Consider the following 19461-nt stretch of genomic DNA (forward strand, 5'->3'; position numbering starts at 1 on the left):
TCCGCCGTCAGGCCGCCGGGCGAGGGCCCAGCACGCCGTGCAGCACCAGCAGCTCGGCCAGGGCCGGGGGCGCCAGAATCCAGTCGCCCTCGTTGGGCACCCAGCGCACCGGCGCACCCGCTTCCTCCAGCAGGGCATTCACCCGCACGAGCAGCGGAGCGAAGGTGGGGCCGGGGGCCTCGCGGCTCCCCTCGCCTGCCTCCACCTCGGTGCCGCCCGGCTGCACCCGGAAGGCGGCGCGCCCCTGGAGCGGCTGCACCTGGAAGCCCGGCAGGTAGGGCTGCATCGCCGCCTCCAGTCGCTCCAGCAGCGAGGCGTCCTCGTACGGGTGGACCAGCTCCAGGTCGAAGAAGGAGGGCAGCTGCGCGAGCAGCTCCAGGCGCAGCGGATCCTCCCGGCTCTCGCGCCAGTGGTGCTCGGCCAGGTCGAAGGCGGTGGCGGGGATGCGCACCTCCCACCGCTCCAGCTTCGCGAGCAGCTCGCCCATCCGCTCCACCAGCTCGTAGGGCGGCTCGGCCCGGGACACCCACGCCACCTCGGACACGGACTGGCCGCGCCGCTGCCCCGTCACGCGGTCGCCCACGCGCAGCTGCAGCGGCGGCTCTCCGGAGTCCTCCTCGGGGTAGAGCGGCGCGTGCAGGAGGCCCTCGCCCACGTCCGGGCGCAGCCGCGCGAAGCCGTGTCTGGGGTTGACCTCCACCACGCTGAACAAGTCCTTGGGCATCCCGTCCTCCTCGCTGTCCCCTGTGCCAGCCTACCCCGTGTTCCGCATGCCGGCGGCGATGCCGTTGAGCGTGAGCAGCAGGGGCCGGTCGCACTCGGGCTGGCCCTCGCGCTTGCGCTTGAGCAGCTCCACCTGGAGGAAGGACATGGGATCCACGTAGGGGTTGCGCAGGGAGATGCTGCGCTGGAGCTGCGGGTTGTTGTCGAGCAGCCGCAACTCCCCGGTGAGGCGCTTCACCTGCTTGCGCGTGCGCCGGTGCTCCTGCTGGATGCGCCGCCACAGGGCCCGCGTGGACGCGGGGGCCAGCTTCGCGTAGCGCCCGGCAATCGCCATGTCCGACTTCGCCAGCACCATGGTGACGTTGTCGATGACGGCGCGGAAGAAGGGCCACTCGCGGTACATGCGCTTCAGCGTCGCCGCCCCGCCCTCCTCCTTCCCGTACGCCTCCAGCGCCGAGCCCACGCCATACCAGCCCGGGATGATGGCCCGGTTCTGCGTCCAGGCGAACACCCACGGAATGGCGCGCAGCGTCTCCAGGCCCCCCGCCTTGCGCTTGCTGGGGCGCGAGCCGATGGGCAGCGAGGCGATTTCCTCCACCGGCGTGGCGGCGGTGAACAGCTCCAGGAACTTCGGGTCCTCCCACACCAGCGCGCGGTACTCACGCCGGCCCGTCTCCGCCAGCGTGTCGAACACGGCGCGGAAGGTGCTCTCGTCCTCCGGCGCCGGGCGCGGCTGCGCGTCCAGCGTGTGCAGCAGCACGCCGCCCAGGACGAGCTCCAGCGTGCGCCGCGCCAGCTCCGGGCGCGCGTACTTGTGGTCCAGCGCCTCGCCCTGCTCCGTCGCCTTGTACCCGCCCGCCACCGCACCCGGGGGCAGCGCGAGGATGGCCTCCTGCGCGGGGCCTCCGCCGCGGGCCACGGACTCGCCGCGCCCGTGGAACAGGCGCAGCGGCACCCCGGCGGCGCGCGCCGTCTCCGTGAGCGCCACCTGCGCGCGCTGGAGCGCCGCGCTCGCCGCGAGCAGCCCCACCTCCTTGCCGGAGTCGCTGTACCCCACCATGACCTCCTGCACGCCTCGCGCGTCCAGGTGCCGGCGGTACTCCGCGTGGGCGAAGAGGGTCCGCAGCACGTCCGGCCCCGAGTCCAGCGCGCCGAGCTGCTCGAAGAGGGGCACCACGTCCACCGTCGCACAGCCGCGCTTCGCGTCCCACAGGCCCGCGTGGCGCACGCAGCGGAACGCCGCGAGCACGTCCTCCGCGGTGCTGGCCATGCTGAGGATGAGGGTGCGGCAGGCCGGCTCACCCGACTCCGCCTGCGCCTCGCGCAGCCGCGCCAGCACCGCGAGCAGCCGCGCTCCGCCCTCCGACGGTGGGGGCCCTCCATCCAGCGAGGCCGCCGCGCTCACCGCGTCCTCGGCCGGTACGCGGGCCTCCAGCTCCGTGAGGGACAGCCCCAGCGCGAGCACCTGCTCCCGAAGCCGCCGCACCTGCCGCAGTCCCGCGCGCTCCCCCTTCGCCTCCTCCAGCGAGCGCGCCAGCAGGTCCAGGTCCGCGAGCAGCGCCTCGGGAGTGCGGTAGGCGCCCTCGGGCATCGTCCCGGCCGCGCCCGTCCGCTGCGCCGTCACATAGTCCAGCGCGCGCCGCAGCCGTTCCTCCATGAAGCGCAGCTTGTGGCGCCAAGGCTCGCCGGTGGTGCGCGGGCCCTGGCGGCGCTCCGCCTCGGGCAGCTCCGCCGCGTCACGCGCGAGGGACGCCTCCAGCTCCGGAGACAGCCTCGCGTGCCGCGCCGACTGGGACAGCCGGCCGCCCAGCCGCTCCAGCTCGTGCAGCAGCAGGCGCAGGCCGCGGGCCCGGTGCGCGCGCAGCGTGTCCGCGAAGACCTCCGGCGTCACCAGCGGGTTGCCGTCCATGTCCCCGCCCACCCAGGAGTGGACGCGTACGGGCGAGTCCACCGCGCCGAGCGGCTCGCCATAGGCGCGCTCGAAGGCCCAGTCCAGCACCTCGGGCATGAGGGACAGCTGCTCGGCGAGCACCTCCTCCACGTACCAGAGGACGTTCTTCACCTCGTCGCCGACGGTGGGGCGCTCGCGGCGCAGCTCGTCCGTCTGCCACAGCGTGGTGATTTCCTCGCGCAGGGACTCCAGATTGTCGGCGGACTCGCGGGGCGTCAGCTCGCACCTGTCGCGCTCCTCCAGGAGGCCGGCCATGCGGTAGAGCTTCTCCAGCAGCGTGCGGCGCACGGCCTGCGTGGGGTGCGCGGTGAGCGTGAGCGTCACGCGCAGGGTGCGGAGGGCCTCGCGCACGCGCTCCGCCGGCACGCCGGACGCCTTGAGGCTCAGGAGCGTCGCCTCCAGCGAGCCACGCTGGGGCTTGGACGCGGCGGCGCCCGCGTGGAGTCGCGCGCGGCGGATGCGGTGGTGCTGCTCTGCCAGGTTGACGAGCTGGAAGTAGACGGAGAAGGCGCGCAGCACCGGCTCGGCCCGCTCCAGCGGCAGGCGCTCCAGCACCTCGGCCAGCTCCGCCGCCGCCGCCCGCCGGCCCGCCACCGGCCCGCGTCGGCGCTGAATCGCCAGGCGCCGCACCTCTTCCTCCAGGTCGAACAGCACCTGGCCTTCCTGCTCGACGAGTACCTCCCCCAGGAGCCTGCCAAGCAGGCGGACATCACGACGGAGAGGCTGGTCCAGAGAGCGCAGTCGGGGCATACGCCCTGAACCGTAACGCCGCACCGCGTCTTCGGCCCGGGTATTCAGGGACAATCGCCCGGCACCGGACGGTGCGCGCCGCGCCGCCCCGCCTGCCCGCCGCCGTGTCTCCCGAGCCACACGGAAGCCCGGTCCACGCCTTGCACAACACCCCTCCCGAGCGCCGCGGACACCTCCGCGGCCAGGGAGCCCGTGGCATGTGGACGACAAGGATTTGGAAGGCGACGCTTCTGTGTGGCTGGCTGACCGCGCCCCTGGCCGGAGCGCAGCCCGAGGCGCCCGAGGCGGCCCCCGAAGAGGCGCCCTACACGGAAGGCGCGCCGGACGACATGGGCGGGCCGGTGGACGAGTCGCAGTTCTTCATGGAGGACCCGGAGTCGCTGGACGCCCCCGTGCTCCGCTACGCCGAGCCCCTCTCCTGCCCCGCCGCGCCGGGGGGCCGGGTGTGGGTGGCCGACACGGAGGAGTGCGGCGACGCCGAGTGCATCCGCAAGACGACGGTGTGGATTGGCTCGTGGACCCTCGAGGACGCGGAGATGGAGGTCCGCTGCGAGACGGACCGCATCATCCTCGGCACCACCGACTGGCAGCTCGTCCTGGCGCCGGACGCCACGGGGAAGCTGGACGTGGCGGAGGCGACGCCGGCCGGGCCGGAAGGCGCCCCCTCCGAGGTGGCCGGAGAGACGTCGCTCCAGCCGGCCTCGGAGACCTGAGGGCCTACGTCCCGATGCGCTGCAGGATGAGGATGGGGCCGTCGTCGATGCGCCTGTCGCGCAGGTCGATTTCGCAGTCCAGCATCCAGTCCCCGTGCCCGTCCGGGTCCATGATGCGCTGCTGGGCGCTCCACAGCCGCGTCCCCGTCTCCTTGATGGTGCTGTTGGCGGGCTTGCGGGCCTGGGGCGTGAGCACCACTATCTTGTGCTCCTCGAAGTACGGCGCCATGGCCTGCTCCAGCTTGGGAGCGGTCCACTCGCCCAGCGCGTTGTCCAGGATGCCCAGCGCGTCCAGGTAGCGCTTCTGGCCCAGCGCCCTGAGCAGCCGGTGCAGCTCCTCGCGCACGCGGGCGGCGAAGGCCTTCGGGTCCTCGGTGAGCTCCTTCGGCTTCAGCTCCACCACCGGCTTCGGGGTGAGCGCGGCCTCCGGGTTCTTCATCCGCTCCCACTCGTCCAGCAGGCTGGAGTCCACCTGCCGCAGCGTGGCGCGCAGGTGGTCGCTGAAGTCCTCCACCTCCTCCGTGCGGAAGCGCTCGGGCACCGTCTGCACCAGCGTCTTGTAGACGTCATTCACATAGCGCAGGAGCACGCCCTCGCTGCGCTGGAGGCCGTACTCACGCACGTAGTCGTGGAAGGACATGAAGCGCTCGAACATGTCCCGCACCACGGACTTGGGACGGATGTTCGCCTCGCCCACCCACGGGTGCTTCTGCGCGAACTTGTTGAAGGTGCCGTAGATGAACTCACGGTTGGGCTTGGGCCACTCGAGCTTCTCCAGCTCCTCCATCCGGTCGTCGTACTCGACGCCCTGCGCCTTCATCTCCTGAATCTTCTCGCCCTTGAGCTGGTGGAGCTGCGCGTAGAGCACCACGTCCGGGTTCTCGAGAATCGACTCCACCAGCGTCACCACGTCCAGCGCGTACGTGTCCGTGGTGGGGTCCAGCAGCTCCAGCGTCTCCAGGAGGTACAGCGACAGCGTCTGGTTGAGGCTGAAGTCGTGTTGCAGCTCTCCGGCCACCTTCACCCGGCCGCCGGAGCCATTCTGGCCGCGCTCCACCTCGACGATGCCCGCGCCCACCAGCGTGCGGAAGTCCCGGGCCGCGGACTTGAGGTGCCGGCGCTTCAGGTAGTCCGAGTCATGGCAGCGCTGGATGAGCTGCACCAGTCGCCGGTAACCGCCCCGCCCCTCCACCTCGTGGTCGCTCTGCAGGAGGTTGAGGATCATCCCGTGCGACACCGCGAAGCGCGACTCGAGCGGCTCGGGCATGCCGTTCTGGAGCCGCTCGAAGGTGCTCTTGTCGTACTGCACGAAGTTCTTCTGCGGGGGCTTGGCCTTGGGCGTCTTCTTCTTGCCCGCGGCCTCCTTCGCGGCCAGCTTGACGTTCTCGACGACGTACTCGGGGGCCTGGGCCACCACGCTGCCCTGGGTGTCGAAGCCCTTGCGGCCCGCGCGGCCGGCAATCTGCTTGAAGTCGCGCACGCTCAGCGTGGTCAGCTTCTCGCCGTTGAACTTGAACAACTGGGTGAAGAGCACGGTGCGGATGGGGATGTTGACGCCCACGCCCAGGGTGTCCGTGCCGCTGATGACCTTGAGGTGGCCGCCCTGCGCCAGCTTCTCCACCAGCAGCCGGTACTTGGGCAGCAGGCCGGCGTGGTGCATGCCGATGCCGTGGCGGAGGAAGCGCTGGAACTCCTTGCCGTAGGGCGTGTCGAAGGGGGCCTCCATCAGCGCCTGGCGGATTTCCTCCTTCTCCTCCTTGGTGGAGAAGTCCACGCTCATGAGGTTCTGCGCCTGCTCGGCGGCGGCGCGCTGGGTGAAGTTGACGAGGTAGATGGGGTACTTCCCCTTCGCGATGAGGTCCTCGAGGGTCTCGTGGAGGGCGGACTCGCGGTAGTCGAAGTCCAGCGGCACCGGGCGCTGGTCGCTGCGCACGGTGGCCACCTCGCGGTTGGTGAACTTCTGGAGGCTCTCCTCGATGACGTTCGTGGGCCCCAGCGTGGCGGACATCAGCAGGAACGTCGTGTCCGGCAGCGCGATGAGGGGCAGCTGCCACGCCACGCCGCGCTCCTTGTCGGAGTAGTAGTGGAACTCGTCCATGACGACGTAGTCCACGCGGGCACCGGCATCGCGCAGGGCGAGGTTGGCGAGAATCTCCGCGGTGCAGCAGAGAATCTTCGCGTTGCGGTTGATGCTCGCGTCGCCGGTGAGCATGCCCACATTCTCGGCGCCGAAGGCGTCGCACAGGGCGAAGAACTTCTCGTTCACCAGGGCCTTGATGGGGCAGGTGTAGAAGGAGACCTTGCCCTCGGCCATCGCCTTGAAGTGGAGCGCGGTGGCGACCAGCGACTTGCCGGAGCCGGTGGGCGTCTTGAGGAACAGGTGCTTGCCGGCGAGCAGCTCCAGGATGGCTTCCTCCTGGGCGGGATAGAGGCTCAGCCCGTTCGTCGTGACGTAGCTGACGAAGCGGTTGAGAATCTCGTCCGCGTCCAGGGGAGGCTCTCCCGGCTTGGGCAGCAGGGCGGCGAGCGGCGCTTGGTTCTCGGAAGGGGCCATCACACGCCAGACTCTAGGCGGGGGCCACGGTCCTCACCGCGAAAAATCGCCTGCTGGCGCACGGTGCGTGAAGGAGAACGCTTTCCTGCCCGCCCGACCGGCCCTCCCAAGGGCTCACAGCACCTTCACCGCCTTCACCATGTCCGGCGCCAGCTCTTCGTGCGGGAGGATGGTGAAGCCCAACTTCCGGCTGATGGTCTGCATGGCGCGGTTGCCCGCGAGGATGTCCGCGAAGATGCGCTGCATCCCCCAATCGCGGCCCACGTCCACCAGCCGCCGCAGCAGCTCCGTGCCCAGACCCTGCTTCTGGGCGATGTCACTGATGAGGATGGCGAACTCCGCGTCCTGCGTCCCCCGCAGCCGGGTGAGCCGCCCCACGCCGAGCAGCGCCCCACTCTTGCGCTCCGCCACCAACGCCAGCTCCCGGGCGTAGTCGTTGAAGCAGATGCGCGCCAGCCGCTCGTGCGCCACCCGGGTGCTGAGCTGCAGGAGGCCCGCGTAGCGCAGGAACACCGTCTGCTCCGACAGCGTCCGGTGGAACTCCTCCATGCGCGGCTCGTCCTCCGGGCGGATGGGCCGCAGGAGCACCTCCTCGCCACTCTCCATCCGGAACGGCGCCACGTACCGCTGCGGGTACGGCTCAATCGCCAGTCGCGGCAGCTCCGCCTCCGTCACCGTGGGCGGGTGCAGCACCACGCGCGCGTCCAGCGCCAGCAGCCGCTCGGGCGAGGCCAGCAGCGGGTTGATGTCGACTTCCTTCACGAAGCGCTGCTCCACCACCAGCCGGCTGAAGCGCACCATCAGCCGCTCCAGCGCCGCCAGGTCCACCGGCTTGCGTCCGCGCACGCCGCGCAGCGCGGCATGGATGCGCGTCTGCTCCATCATCCGCCGCGCCAGCGTGGTGTTGAGCGGCGGCAGCCCCAGCGCCCGGTCCTTGAACACCTCCACCAGGACGCCACCCGCGCCGAACAGCAGCACCGGCCCGAACTGCGCGTCCAGACCGCTACCGATGATGAGCTCGTACCCGTCCAGCTTCACCATGGGCTGAACGGTGACGCCGTCGAATGCCCCCGGCTGCCCCAACTCCACCAGTCGTGCGCGGATGCCGCGGAACGCCGCGCGCACCGCGTCCGCGTCCGGCAGGTTCAGCCGCACGCCGTCCACGTCCGTCTTGTGCGTCACCGTGAGCGAGTGCAGCTTCACCACCACCGGGTAGCCCAGCGATGCGGCCTCCGCCACCGCCGCGTCCTCCGTGGTGGCCAGGCGCGTCTCCACCGTGGGGATGCCATACGCGGCCAGCAATTGCTTGGACTCGTACTCCGTCAGCAGCGTTCGCCCGGCCGCGCGGACCGCGTCAATCTGCCGCCGTGCCTCGTCGCGAGCGGCGGCGTGCTCCTCCGCCAGGGTGGGCGTCTCGTACAGCCCGGCCAGGTTGTACGAGTAGCGCCACATGTAATTGAAGATGCGCGCCGCCGTGTCTGGATAGCCGAAGGTGGGGATGCCCGCGTCGTTGAGCACGCGCTCCCCGGCGGCCACCTCCGAGCCCCCCATCCAGCTCGCCAGCACCGGCTTGCCGTGCAGCTTCGCGTAGGGCTTGAGCCGGTCCGCCGTCTTGGTGGGCTCGGTCATGTCCTGCGGGGTGAGGATGACCAGCAGGCCGTCGCTGTTCGGGTCCTTCCCCGCCACCTCCAGCGCCTTCGCGTAGCGCTCGGGGTCCGCGTCGCCCAGGATGTCCACCGGGTTGCCGTGGCTCCACTGCGGCGGGAGGAAGCCGTCCAACGCCTTGCGCGTGTCCTCCGCCAGCACCGCCACCTCTCCCCCACCCGACACCAGCGCGTCGGTGGCGAGCACGCCAGGGCCTCCCGCATTGGTGAGGATGGTGAGCCGGCGCCCTGCGGGCCGGGGCTGCCGGGCCAGTGTCTCCGCCATGTAGAAGAGGTCCGCGATGGAGTCCACGCGCAGCACGCCGGTGCGGCGGAAGGCGGCGCTGAGCACCTCGTCACTGCCCGTCAGCGTGCCGGTGTGGGACGCGGCGGCCTGCGCGGCCTGCGCGGTGCGCCCGGCCTTGATGACGATGATGGGCTTGGTGAGCGCCACCTCGCGCGCGGCGGAGAGGAAGGCGCGCGCGTCGCCGATGGACTCCATGTAGAGAAGGATGGAGCGCGTCATCGCATCCTCGGCGAGGTAGTCGATGAGGTCTCCCCAGCCCACGTCCAGCATGGAGCCCACGGAGACGAAGGCGCTGAAGCCCACCGCCTCGCGCAGGCTCCAGTCGAGGATGGCGGTGAGCAGCGCACCGCTCTGGCTGATGAAGGCCACGTTGCCCGGCCGGGCCATGGCGCCGGCGAACGTCGCATTGAAGCCACTGGGAGGCCGCATGACGCCCAGGCAGTTGGGGCCGATGAGGCGAATCCGCGCCGCCTGCGCCACCTCCAGGATTTCCCGCTCCAGCCGCGCCCCCTCCGCGCCCGTCTCCTTGAAGCCGGCGGAGATGATGATGGCGCCCCGGACGCCCAGTTCGGCGCACTCGCGGATGACTCCGGGCACCACGGCGGCGGGCGTGACGATGACGGCCAGGTCCACCGGCTCCGGCAGCGAGCGCAGGGACGGCCACGCCTTGATGCCCAGCACGTTGGGCCGCTGGGGGTTGATGGGGTAGACGGTGCCGCCGAACGGGTTGCTGATGAGGTTCCACAGCACGGTGCGGCCCACGCTGCCCGGGCGCTCGCTGGCTCCCACCACGGCCACGCTGCGCGGCGAGAAGATGACGTCCAGCGGCAGCCGCGTGGGCTGCTGGTGAAGCACGTTGTGGGACGGGTCCGTCTTCGGAGAGCCGGGGGCGCGCGAGTCCATGGGCCCGTGTTTGAAGCGGAGTCCGAACGGGCGCAATGCCTGAGTGGTGGACTCCGTGAGACAGGCGTCACTACCGCTCGCCGGCCATGGCGCTCAGTCGAGCCCGGCCTTCCCGAGCGACCAGTACGCCTTCACCTTCTGCGCCGGAGCCACCCCGGCCGCCTTGAGTCGGGCCCGAAGCACCTGGATGGCCTGGGCGCGGCCCGTCATGACGAGGTGCGCCCCCGGCTTCCGCTCCAGCGCGGCCTGGAGCAATGCCGCCACCTCGGGCAGGTGCCCGTCTCCGGGCGCCCGCGCGACCACGTCGCTCTCCGCGAGACCGAACTCGCGCAGCACGGCCCCGGACTCCTCGCGTGAGGACACCTCGAAGACCTGCTCGACGTCTCCGGTACCCGCGCGAAGGTTCCGCAGCGCGTGCGCCACCGCGAAGGACGTCTCGTCCCCGAAGAGCACCACCGGTCCTCGAAGGACCGCGAGCGAAAGAGAGCCGCGAGGCCCCATGAACTGACAGCGGTCTCCCACGCGCACGTTGCGGCCCCACTCCGCGCCCGGGCTGTTCCCGTGGAGGTAGACGAGGAACTGCGTCGCCCCGCGCGCCGTGTCCCAGGCCAGCGGGGTGTACGTCCGCATCCCTACGTCAGGGAGGAACACCTGCACCTTGTCGCCCGCGCTCCAGGAGGTGTTGCGAAGCCCCTCCCCCACCAGCTCCATCCAGCGGAAGTGCGGCGAGATGTCGCGGACCTTCTCGATGCGCGACTCCCGGAACAGGAACCGCCCCAGCACTCCGCCGATGATTGCCTTCCCTGATGCCATCCGTGTCACTCCCGTGGGGAACCGCCCCACCGATTCTCGCGGCGCATCCTCGCGCCTGCCAGCCGGAGCGGGGATGAACCCGTATGACGGGAGCATGAAGAAACGTGAAGGGGCTGGCGACGGGCCCGTGCTCCCCGCTGGAGCGCTCAGGGCTTGAACAACTGCGCCCCCTGTTCGGCGACCGCGAGCACCTCGCCCGTGGGCAGGAGCGTGGCCGTGTGGTTCTCGAACATGAAGGAGAGGCCGCCGGTGCGGCTCAGCTCGCCCGTCTCCGGGTTGTAGAGCTCCGCGAGCGCGAGGGACGAAGAGCTGATTCTGTTATCGCTGTGCCAGCCGCCCGTCACGAGCAGCGTGCCTGAGGCAAGCCGCGTGGTCGCATGGGAGTAACGCGACTGGTCGCCGCTCCGTCTGCTCCAGGTGCCCGTCTCCGGGTCGTACAGCGCCGACGACGGAACGGTGGCGTCGGAAAAGGTGTCGCCCCCCAGCACCAGCACCTTGCCCGAGTCGAGCAGCGTGGCCGTGTGGGAATGGCGAGGCGGGTCGAAGCCGCCAGTGGGGGTCCAGGTGCCCGTCTCCGGGTCGTACAGCTCCGCCGTGGCGAGAAGAAGGTTATCTTCCCCCATGCCGCCGGCCACCAGCACCTTGCCCGACACCAGCAGCGTCGCCGTATGACGACTCCGGGCCGAGGCCATGCTGCCGGTGGAGGTCCAGGTGCCCGTCGCCGGGTCGTACACCTCCGCCGTGGCGAGGTGCCCGGAGGCGTTGTAGCCGCCCGTCACCAGCACCTTGCCCGACGGCAACAACGTGGCCGTGTGCTCGGTACGATCCTCGACCGAGCTGCCGGTGGCGCTCCACTCCCGCGTCTTCGGGTCATACACCTCCGACGTCCCGACGGTGTCGCCGTTGAAGATGTTGCCGCCCGCCACCAGCACCTTGCCCGAGGGCAGCAGCGTGGCCGTCAGGTTGTAGCGGGGCGTGGCGAGGCTGCCGACGACGGACCAGGTGCCAGCCCGCGCATCGTAGACCTCCGCACGGTCGTCGAGGCCGCCCACCACCAGCACCTGGCCCGAGGGCAGCAGCGTGGCGGCGTGCCGGGGATGGCGGAAGTTGGGTTTGGCGGCGGGAGACCACACCGAGCAATCCGGAAAGCCCCACACGGTGTAATGGGTGGAGGCCGAGAGGCCCAGGGCATTGGTCGCCGTGGCCGTGACGCGGAGCCGGGTGCCGAAGAAGGGCACGCAGGCAGGAGCCGTCCACGTGGCCTCGCTCGTGATGCTGGTCGTTGCCCCGACGCTCACCGAGCCGGCGGTCGCGGACCAGGAGAAGCTCAGCGGGCTGAGCTGCGGGTCCTGAGCGGCGACCAGGAACGTCCGCTGCCCTCCCGGGGTCATCCCACCCGACAAGTCCTCCAGGCCCTTGGCGAAGACGGGGGGCTGAGGGCCACCCGCATCCGGAGTCGTGCCTGCATCCGGAGTCGTGCCTGCATCCGGAGTCGTGCCTGCATCCGGAGTCGTGCCCGCGTCCGGAGTCGTGCCCGCATCCGACTCACATTGCGCCGGATCACGCTGACAGGACTCGTCGCCACCGCTGTCGCAGCCAGAAAGGAGGGCCAGCAGTCCGCCAACCCACAACAGGTGTCTGTACATGAAATGTTCTCTCAAGAAGGTCCAGCAGCGGGTCTTCCCAGCTAACGCGTGTACAGTTCACCCGTGGCGTGGGGGCCTCCGACTTCACGGTCCTTGCCGCCGGCCACCAGCACCTGGCCCGAAGGCAGCAACGTGGCAGTGTGACGCTCGCGCTTCGTGGCGAGACTCCCTGTGGAGAGCCACATGCCCGTCTCCGGGTCGTACACCTCCGCCGTGGCGCCACCGAACGTGCCTTCCTGCCCCACCTGGTTGAAGCCGCCCGTCACCAGCACCTTGCCCGACGGCAGCAGCGTGGCCGTGTGGAAATGGCGAGGCGAGGCGAGGCGGCCCGTGGTGGACCAGGTGCCGGTCTCCGGCTCGTAGACCTCGGCCGTCCCCCAGCTGACCGCGCCACCGAAGCCGCCCGCCACCAGCACTCCTCCGGTGCCGAGCAGCGTGGCCGTGTGGCCGTGGCGGGCCCAGGCGAGACTGCCCGTGGCGGACCAGGTGCCCGTCTCCGGGTCGTACACCTCCGCGGTGGCCAGGGTGCTCCCGGCTTCCGTGTTGGCGCCCCTGCCACCCGTCACCAGCACCTTGCCGGCCTTCAACGACGTGGCCGTGTGGCCTTCGCGGGCCGTGGCGAGGCTGCCGGTGGAGGCCCAGGTGCCCGTCTCCGGGTCGTACACCTCCGCCGTGGCCACGAGCCCGTCACCCGAGCCGCCCGTCACCAGCACCTGGCCCGAGGGCAGCAACGTGGCCGTGTGGCTACTGCGCGCCGTGGCGAGGCTGCCGGTGGAAGCCCAGGTGCCCATCTCCGGGTCGTACACCTCGACGAGGGCGAGGCTGCCGAGACTGTCGTTGAAGCCCCCCACCACCAACACCTTGCCCGAGGGCAGCAGCGTGGCCGTGTGCTCGCGACGGCCCCTGGACAGGTCTCCGGTGGAGGCCCAGGCGCCCGTCGCCGGGTCGAAGACCTCCGCCGTCGAGAGGTCCGTCCCCCCGAAGCCGCCCGTCACCAGCACCTTGCCGGACTTCAGCAACGTGGCCGTGTGGCCCACACGCGCCGTGGCGAGGCGGCCGGTCGAGGCCCACGTCGAGCAATCCGGAATGCCTGGCGCGAAGACCCGGGTGGTGGCGGTGAGGTTCAACGCGTTGGTCACCGTGGCCGTGAGGACGGCCGTGCGGTCAGCAGGGACGCATTGAGGCGCCGTCCAGGTGACCTCGCCCAGGATGGAGTCTGTCTCTTCGTCGCTCAGCGTGCCGAAGTTCGCGGACCAGGCGAAACGGAGCTCACCGCACAGCGGGTCCTGGGCGACGAACAGGAAGGTCCGCCGCTCTCCCCGTGTCATGTAGACCTGAGGCCCGGGTGCCAGGTCGAAGTAGGGCGCCTGCGCATCGCCCGCATCGGGTGTTCCCGAATCCGGGAGCGTCCCCGCGTCCGCGGAGGTGCCCGCATCCGGAGACGTCCCCGCATCCGGAGATGCACCCGCGTCCGCCTCACACTGCGTCGGGTCTCGCTGACAGGACTCGTCGCCGCCGCCGTCACAGCCGGAGCCAAGCGATAGCAGCGCCCCAATCCACAACAGGTGTCTGCTCATGGAATGATCTCACCGGAGGGCTCGGGAACGGGGCTCACCTGGGGAGCCACCTGGCGCGTGTACAGCTCCACTTCCTTGGTGTCAGCGGTGCCGCCCACGACGAGCACCTGGCCCGAGGGAAGCAGCGTGGCCGTGTGGTGGATACGGGCCGCGGCGAGGCTGCCGGTGAAGACCCAGATGCCCGTCTCCGGGTCGTACACCTCCGCCGTGGCGTTCGCCTTGGTGTTTGGGCTGCCTGAAGTGCCGGCAGTGATGCCGCCCACCACCAGCACCTTGCCCGACGCCAGCAGCGTGGCACTGTGACGGTGGCGGCCCAGGGCCAGGCTGCCGGTGAAGGCCCAGGTGCCCGTCTCCGGGTCGTACACCTCCGCCGTCCCCACCCACCCATTGCCATTGGCACTGCCGTAGCCACTCGCCACGAGCACCTTCCCCGACGGCAGCAGCGTGGCCGTGGAGTTGTTGCGGGCCGTGGCGAGGCTGCTGGTGGCGGTCCAGCCTCCCGTCTCCGGGTCGTACACCTCCGCCGTTCCCAGGAACACATTGGCATTGCCGTAGCCGCCCGCCACGAGCACCTTCCCCGAGCGCAGCAGCGTGGCCGTGTGGCCTTCGCGAGCCGTGGCGAGGCTGCCGGCAGCAGCCCAGGTGCCCGTCTCCGGGTCGTACACCTCCGCCGTCCCCAGGTTCCCATGGGCATCGCTGTAGCCGCCCACCACGAGCACCTTCCCCGACGGCAGCAACGTGGCCGTGTGGCGAGCACGGGCCGTGGCAAGGCTGCCGGTGGAAGCCCAGGTGCCCGTCTCCGGGTCGTACACCTCCGCCGTTCTCAGGTTGCCGATGCCGCTCGCTCCCAGGTGGCTGTAGCCGCCCGCCACGAGCACCTTCCCCGAGCGCAGCAGCGTGGCCGTGTGGCTACTGCGGGCCGTGGCGAGGCTGCCGGTGGAAGCCCAGGTGCCCGTCTCCGGGTCGTACTCCTCGACGAGGGCGAGGTAGGAGGACCTGTTGACGCCCCCCGCCACCAGCACCTTCCCCGACGGCAGCAGCGTGGCCGTGGGGCCACTGCGGGCCGTGACGAGGCTGCCGGTGGGCGCCCACGTGGAGCAATCCGGAAGCCCCAGCGGGGTGAACCGCGTGGTGGCTGACAGCCCCCGGTCATTGGTCACCGTGGCCGTGACGACGCTGGGAACGTCGGCCGGCACGCATCGAGGCGCCGTCCAGGTGGCCTGGCTCGTGGCGGCGGTCGTCTTCTCGGCGCTCATCACGCCGACGTCCGCGGACCAGGAGAACCGGAGCACGTCACACAGCGGGTCCTCGGCGACGACCAGCAGCGTGCGCTGTTCTCCACTCTTCATGAGTGCCCGGGACTCGAGCGCCCGGAGGATGACGGGCGGCAGCGGCTCGCCCCCATCCGGGGCGCTGGCGTGCGGAGGCACTCCCGCGTCCTCGGACTCCGCGGCCTGGGCGTCACAACGCGTCGGGTCGCCCTCACAGGCCCCGGTCTGCTCGCCGTCGGCGTTGGCGCAGCCGGCGAAGAGGGCCAGCAGCGCGCCAACCCACAACAGGTGTCTGTACATGGAGTGCTCTCGTCGAAGTCGCCGGCCGCGACTCCGCCCCCTGCCTGCCCAGACATCATAGCAACTTCAACCAGGCCAGGGGGAGTCTGCTCGGGAGCACCTGCCGGGGCCGTGTCTCACGCCCCGGCGTCCCTCCCATGCTCAGGCCGCCGCGGAAGCCGCCTGCTCCAGCGCGGGCTTGAGCACCTCGCGCGCCCACTGCGCCAGGGACGTGGGCGTGGTGGTCTGCGCGGAGCGCGGCTCGGCGGGGTCCATGCGGCCCTCGCCGATGCTGCCGTACAGCTCCGCGTAGAGGTCCACCAGCCACGCCGGCATGCCCGCGCCGGCCATGCCCTTGCGCGCATCCTCCAGCGTCACCTGCACGTAGCGCACGGGCCGGCCCAGGGACTGCGTGAAGACGGCCTCCAGCTCCGCGTAGGTGACATCGGCCGGGCCATGGACGCCCACGTAGCGGTGCCCCTTCCAGCCCGCATCCAGCAGCACCTCGGCGGCCTTCGCGGCGATGTCCGCCACCGCGACGAAGGGAACGGCCTTGGTGCGGGGCACGGGCATGAACAGCGAGCCCGTCTTCGCCAGCGTCCCCACGTCGCGCAGGAAGTTCTCCATGAAGAAGCCCGGCCGGAGGAGGGTGACGTCGGCGCAGACGGCCTTGAACGCCTCTTCCACGGCCAGCAGGGCGTTCACCGGGCCGGTGCCCGAGCCATGCTGCGCGCCCACGCTGGACAGCACCACCACGCGCTTCACGCCGTGCTTCTTCACCGCCTGCGCGGCGGTGCGCGCCGTCTCCTGCGCCCAGGACACGAAGTCCGGCCCGGTCGCCGGAGGCGTCAGCCAGAACAGGGCCTCCGCGCCCACCAGCGCGCGGTCCAGCACCGCGGCGTCATCGGTGGAGCCCTCCACCAGCTTCGCGCCACGCTTCACCAGGTCGGCCACCTTGTCCGCGCTCCGGCTGATGACGGTGAGCGAGCGGCCCGCCGACAACAGGCTCAGCGCGAGGGCACGGCCGATGTTTCCGTTGGGGGTATTGATGACGATGCTCATGTGCGGCTCCGGGTGACTGCGAGATGTCCCCAAGGTGCTCGCACTCCCGTCATGAGGCCACTGCATGTTACTCATGTGCACATGAGCCCCATTCATGCCCGTCGGGCCCGTGCGCCGGCCTCCACCCCGAAGGTCTCCCCTCCCCCGCCGGCTCCGGCCGGCGCGGACCTGACCGGCATCAACCTCAACCTCATGGTGGCGCTGGACGCCTTGCTGACGGAGGCCAACGTCACCCGGGCGGCCGAGCGGGTGGGCGTCACCCAGTCCGCCATGAGCCACTCACTGCGCCAGCTCCGCGAGCTGCTGGGGGATGCGCTGCTCATCCGAGGGCGGGGAGGCATGGTGCGCACGCCGCGCGCGGAGCAGCTCGCCGCGCCGCTGCACCGGGGGCTGCTGGAGCTGCGACGGGCGCTGAGCAACGAGCCCGTCTTCGAGCCGCGCACCGCCCGGCGCCGCTTCACCCTGGCCACCGGGGACTACTTCGCCGCCACGCTGCTGCCGGAATTGCTCGCGGTGCTGGACCGCGAGGCCCCCCACGTGGACCTCGTCGTCCGCCACCTCATCCCGGACCAGGTGACGTCCCTCATGGAGAGCGGCGACGTGGACCTCTGCGTGGCCGCCTTCCCGGACTCCTCCCTCTCCCTGCGGCAACAGAAGCTCTACACGGAGGACTTCGTCTGCGTGGTCCGCGAGGGCCACCCCGCCGCCCGGACGGGGCTGGACCTGGAGACCTACCTCCGGCTGCCCCACGTCCTCATCAGCCCCCGGGGCGAGGGGGCCGGGGCGGTGGACACCGCGCTGGCGAAGCTGGGGCGCTCGCGCCGCATCGCCCTGCGCCTGCCCTACTTCCTCACCGCGCCCCTCACGGTGGTCCGCTCGGACCATGTCCTCACCGCGCCCCGCCGGCTGGTGGAGACCTTCGCCGGGGGCTGGCCCCTCCAGGTCCTCCCGCCCCCCGTGGCGCTCCGCGCCTTCGACGTCCTTCAAATCTGGCACGAGCGGTTCGACGCCGACCCGGCCCACCGCTGGCTGCGGGGCGTGGTGGCCCGCGCCGCGGGAGTCACGCGCGACCTACCCACCAGGGCCACACGGCGGGTGCGCGGGACGCAACCTTCCTGACACTCCCGGACAGCCACACTGAACGAAGATTCAAGGGTGGGAGAGCATCCCATGGGCCGACCGGTGTAGGGTGGTCCTCTATGACTTCTTCCGAGAAGCTGGTTTTCACTCAAACGGTCGAAGCGCTCTTCGTGCGCGCTCTGGAGAACCGTCTCACCCCGGCGTGCCGCGAGCACCTGCGCCGGGCGGGGCTGGACCTGGAGCAGAAGCTGGAGCGGACCTACACCTTGGAGCAGTGGAAGGAGTTCCTCCGCATCGCCGCCGGCCACGTCTATGGCGGCGTCCCCGCGGAGGCGGCGTACTACTCGCTCGGCGAGCGCTTCATGGACGCCTACTTTGGGACGTTCTTCGGCCGGGCCCTGCTAGGCGTCGTCCGGCTGGCGGGGCCCCGTCGCATGCTGTTGCGCGCCGCCATGGGCTTCCGTGCCGGCAACAACTTCAGTGACGTCGAAATCGTCGAGCGGAGCCCCACGTCCCTGGAGTTCCGGATGAACGACGTGCTGGCGGACCTGCCCACCTTCGCCTCGGGGCTGCTGGCCCGGGCGGTGGAGCTCTGTGGTGGGTGGCGGGTGGTGGCGGTACCCGAGGAGTTCGACGGCACCTCGGCCACCTTCCACATCCGCTGGTCCGAGGTCCCCGTCGAGGCGGCCCTCAGCGCCACGGAAGACGGCGGCGCGTCCCGCCCGAGGGCGTAGGCGACCCACCTGGGGCCGGCCTCTCACCGGCCCCTGTCACACCCCCGCCGGGGGCGTCCGCGAGTCCAGCGACTCCAGGAAAGCAAGCACGCGCCGTCCGCACGCCTCCGGCTGCTCCAGCGGGAACAGGTGCGCGGTGCCCGGCAGCTCCTCGGTGCGGACGCCGGGAATGGTGCGGCGCACGCGCTCCAGGCCCTCCGGGGTGAGCGTGGGCGAGTCGCGGCCCCGCACCACCAGCGTGGGCACCGTCACCGAGCGCAGCGTGCGCCACACATCCACCGGAATCGTCTCGAAGACGCGCGCCTCCCAGGCCGCGGGGATGGCCAGCCGGACGCCACCGCCGGGGGCCTCGACGAGCCCGTGGGTGAGGTAGTCCTGGAAGGACTCGGGGTCGAAGCGCTGGAAGAGGGCCTTCTTCTGGAAGCTCGCGGCCACCTCCTCGCGGGAGCCCCAGGCCTCACGGCGGCGCCGGGCGCCCCGGGCCAGGGGAATCCGGTGCCGCTGGCGCAGCAGCGCGGTGGCGCGGAGCAGCCACAGGCGCCTGCCGGTGACGAGCACGGGGTCCAGCGCCACCACGGCCCGGAACAGTCCCGGCGTCTTCACGGAGGCGAGCAGCGACGCCACGCCGCCCACGCTGTGCCCCACGCCCACGAGGCCCGTCAGGCCGCGCGCCTGGAGCGCATGGGCCAGCTCGTCGGCCAAATCCGTCCAGCTGGTCAGCGAAGCCGGGTCCGAGCCGGGTACGAGCGCACGGCTGCGCAGCGTGAGGACGCGATAGCGCGTCGTCAGCACGTCGATGAGCTTGCGGTAGCTGCCCGGAGGGAAGCCATTGGCGTGGGCCAGGTGCAGGTCGGGGCCGGTACCGCCCCAGTCGTCCAGTGGCAGGGCTTCGCGCATCGCCCTCCGAATACTCCAGGGGGCCCCGGGTGTCTCCACCCTCTTCGTCTAGACTGCTCGAGCTCCATGAGTTCGAATCCAACGCGCTTCATGCGAGGCTGGGCGCCATGCCCGGGAACGATCCGAAGCAGCACGAGGACAACGCGCTCGAGCGCGCGGAGTTCGAACGCGCCGAGGAGGAGTTCGAACGCTCGCTGCGAATCAAGCCGTCGAAGCTGGTGACGCCTCCGCAGCCAACACCCGTGATGAGCAAGATCCTCTTCCACGGGCATCCGCTCATCTGGCTGGGTGAGGAAGCGTCCGTCTTCGTCCACTTCCTCGTCGGCGAGCGAAGGCTCGACAAGCCGCTCGACGTGACGTGGACTTCTCTCGACCCGAGTGTCCTCTCGATTCGGGAGGCAGGGCGCCAGGGCCAATCCGTGATGGCAAGTCTCGTCGGCGCGTCCCCCGGAACCACCAGACTCATCGCGACGACGCAAGAAGGGCACCGCGAGGAGCTGGAAATCCGCGTCGTCGATCGCGACAGCGTCGAAATCCAGTGGTTTTGAGCCGGCGGTA

General features: G+C 71.0%; 14 protein-coding genes. 4 read left to right on the top strand and 10 right to left on the bottom strand.

The genetic code is table 11. The features are described from left to right. Positions 1-7 precede the first annotated feature (7 nt). On the bottom strand, positions 8-724 hold the full coding sequence (locus G4D85_RS34285; RefSeq protein WP_164018297.1) for a hypothetical protein: 717 nt from the start codon (positions 722-724) through the stop codon (positions 8-10). Positions 725-754: 30 nt separating this feature from the next. Further along, complete coding sequence (locus G4D85_RS34290) at positions 755-3424, bottom strand: phosphoenolpyruvate carboxylase (RefSeq protein ID WP_164018298.1); 2670 nt, start codon at positions 3422-3424, stop codon at positions 755-757. A 197-nt stretch (positions 3425-3621) separates the two neighbouring features. Between G4D85_RS34290 and G4D85_RS34295 the strand changes: the two genes are divergently transcribed. Further along, positions 3622-4137 carry a hypothetical protein gene (locus G4D85_RS34295; RefSeq protein ID WP_164018299.1) on the top strand — a complete coding sequence of 172 codons (516 nt, stop codon included), beginning with the start codon at positions 3622-3624 and terminating at the stop codon, positions 4135-4137. A 4-nt stretch (positions 4138-4141) separates the two neighbouring features. On the opposite strand, the gene G4D85_RS34300 is transcribed toward G4D85_RS34295, so the two are convergent. The 7 genes from G4D85_RS34300 to G4D85_RS34330 all read right to left on the bottom strand — a co-directional run bounded on the left by G4D85_RS34300 (position 4142) and on the right by G4D85_RS34330 (position 16192). Beyond that, the gene (locus G4D85_RS34300) at positions 4142-6691 is read right to left on the bottom strand and encodes a DEAD/DEAH box helicase (protein WP_164018300.1); all 2550 of its coding nucleotides are present in this window, start codon (positions 6689-6691) and stop codon (positions 4142-4144) included. A gap of 114 nt (positions 6692-6805) precedes the next feature. After that, entirely contained in the window at positions 6806-9544 is a 2739-nt protein-coding gene (locus G4D85_RS34305; protein ID WP_164018301.1) for a bifunctional acetate--CoA ligase family protein/GNAT family N-acetyltransferase, read from the bottom strand. Between the two features lie 93 nt (positions 9545-9637). Beyond that, positions 9638-10357 carry a siderophore-interacting protein gene (locus G4D85_RS34310; protein ID WP_164018302.1) on the bottom strand — a complete coding sequence of 240 codons (720 nt, stop codon included), beginning with the start codon at positions 10355-10357 and terminating at the stop codon, positions 9638-9640. 146 nt (positions 10358-10503) lie between these two features. Further along, positions 10504-12003 (bottom strand): Kelch repeat-containing protein, encoded by a 1500-nt coding sequence (locus G4D85_RS34315; RefSeq protein ID WP_164018303.1) that lies wholly within the window; start codon positions 12001-12003, stop codon positions 10504-10506. 41 nt (positions 12004-12044) lie between these two features. Further along, complete coding sequence (locus G4D85_RS34320) at positions 12045-13580, bottom strand: Kelch repeat-containing protein (RefSeq protein ID WP_164018304.1); 1536 nt, start codon at positions 13578-13580, stop codon at positions 12045-12047. Continuing rightward, a complete protein-coding gene (locus tag G4D85_RS34325; protein ID WP_164018305.1) occupies positions 13577-15151 on the bottom strand; it encodes a Kelch repeat-containing protein in 1575 nt (524 codons plus the stop codon). Before G4D85_RS34325 ends, G4D85_RS34320 begins: the two co-directional genes overlap by 4 nt. A 141-nt stretch (positions 15152-15292) precedes the next feature. Beyond that, entirely contained in the window at positions 15293-16192 is a 900-nt protein-coding gene (locus G4D85_RS34330; protein WP_164018306.1) for an NmrA family NAD(P)-binding protein, read from the bottom strand. An 81-nt stretch (positions 16193-16273) separates the two neighbouring features. Here G4D85_RS34330 and G4D85_RS34335 point away from each other — a divergent pair, with 81 nt between their 5' ends. Together G4D85_RS34335 and G4D85_RS34340 are read left to right on the top strand one after the other, a co-directional pair. Beyond that, positions 16274-17311, top strand: a complete 1038-nt coding sequence (locus G4D85_RS34335; RefSeq protein ID WP_164018307.1) for a LysR family transcriptional regulator — start codon at positions 16274-16276, stop codon at positions 17309-17311. 80 nt (positions 17312-17391) lie between these two features. Next, the gene (locus G4D85_RS34340) at positions 17392-18006 is read left to right on the top strand and encodes a DUF2378 family protein (protein WP_164018308.1); all 615 of its coding nucleotides are present in this window, start codon (positions 17392-17394) and stop codon (positions 18004-18006) included. Between the two features lie 36 nt (positions 18007-18042). On the opposite strand, the gene G4D85_RS34345 is transcribed toward G4D85_RS34340, so the two are convergent. Continuing rightward, the gene (locus tag G4D85_RS34345) at positions 18043-18903 is read right to left on the bottom strand and encodes an alpha/beta fold hydrolase (RefSeq protein WP_164018309.1); all 861 of its coding nucleotides are present in this window, start codon (positions 18901-18903) and stop codon (positions 18043-18045) included. Between the two features lie 107 nt (positions 18904-19010). Between G4D85_RS34345 and G4D85_RS34350 the strand changes: the two genes are divergently transcribed. Beyond that, positions 19011-19451 carry a hypothetical protein gene (locus tag G4D85_RS34350; RefSeq protein ID WP_164018310.1) on the top strand — a complete coding sequence of 147 codons (441 nt, stop codon included), beginning with the start codon at positions 19011-19013 and terminating at the stop codon, positions 19449-19451. The last annotated feature ends 10 nt before the right edge of the window (positions 19452-19461 follow it).

Origin of the sequence: Pyxidicoccus trucidator, from assembly GCF_010894435.1 — a bacterium.
Lineage (GTDB): Bacteria > Myxococcota > Myxococcia > Myxococcales > Myxococcaceae > Myxococcus > Myxococcus trucidator.

What these genes read in the sequence shown, in the direction of transcription:
- G4D85_RS34285 (WP_164018297.1), bottom strand. Translation starts at nt 724, where the DNA reads ATGCCCAAGGACTTGTTCAGCGTGGTGGAGGTCAACCCCAGACACGGC.
- G4D85_RS34290 (WP_164018298.1), bottom strand. Translation starts at nt 3,424, where the DNA reads ATGCCCCGACTGCGCTCTCTGGACCAGCCTCTCCGTCGTGATGTCCGC.
- G4D85_RS34295 (WP_164018299.1), top strand. Translation starts at nt 3,622, where the DNA reads ATGTGGACGACAAGGATTTGGAAGGCGACGCTTCTGTGTGGCTGGCTG.
- G4D85_RS34300 (WP_164018300.1), bottom strand. Translation starts at nt 6,691, where the DNA reads ATGGCCCCTTCCGAGAACCAAGCGCCGCTCGCCGCCCTGCTGCCCAAG.
- G4D85_RS34305 (WP_164018301.1), bottom strand. Translation starts at nt 9,544, where the DNA reads ATGGACTCGCGCGCCCCCGGCTCTCCGAAGACGGACCCGTCCCACAAC.
- G4D85_RS34310 (WP_164018302.1), bottom strand. Translation starts at nt 10,357, where the DNA reads ATGGCATCAGGGAAGGCAATCATCGGCGGAGTGCTGGGGCGGTTCCTG.
- G4D85_RS34315 (WP_164018303.1), bottom strand. Translation starts at nt 12,003, where the DNA reads ATGTACAGACACCTGTTGTGGGTTGGCGGACTGCTGGCCCTCCTTTCT.
- G4D85_RS34320 (WP_164018304.1), bottom strand. Translation starts at nt 13,580, where the DNA reads ATGAGCAGACACCTGTTGTGGATTGGGGCGCTGCTATCGCTTGGCTCC.
- G4D85_RS34325 (WP_164018305.1), bottom strand. Translation starts at nt 15,151, where the DNA reads ATGTACAGACACCTGTTGTGGGTTGGCGCGCTGCTGGCCCTCTTCGCC.
- G4D85_RS34330 (WP_164018306.1), bottom strand. Translation starts at nt 16,192, where the DNA reads ATGAGCATCGTCATCAATACCCCCAACGGAAACATCGGCCGTGCCCTC.
- G4D85_RS34335 (WP_164018307.1), top strand. Translation starts at nt 16,274, where the DNA reads ATGAGCCCCATTCATGCCCGTCGGGCCCGTGCGCCGGCCTCCACCCCG.
- G4D85_RS34340 (WP_164018308.1), top strand. Translation starts at nt 17,392, where the DNA reads ATGACTTCTTCCGAGAAGCTGGTTTTCACTCAAACGGTCGAAGCGCTC.
- G4D85_RS34345 (WP_164018309.1), bottom strand. Translation starts at nt 18,903, where the DNA reads ATGCGCGAAGCCCTGCCACTGGACGACTGGGGCGGTACCGGCCCCGAC.
- G4D85_RS34350 (WP_164018310.1), top strand. Translation starts at nt 19,011, where the DNA reads ATGCCCGGGAACGATCCGAAGCAGCACGAGGACAACGCGCTCGAGCGC.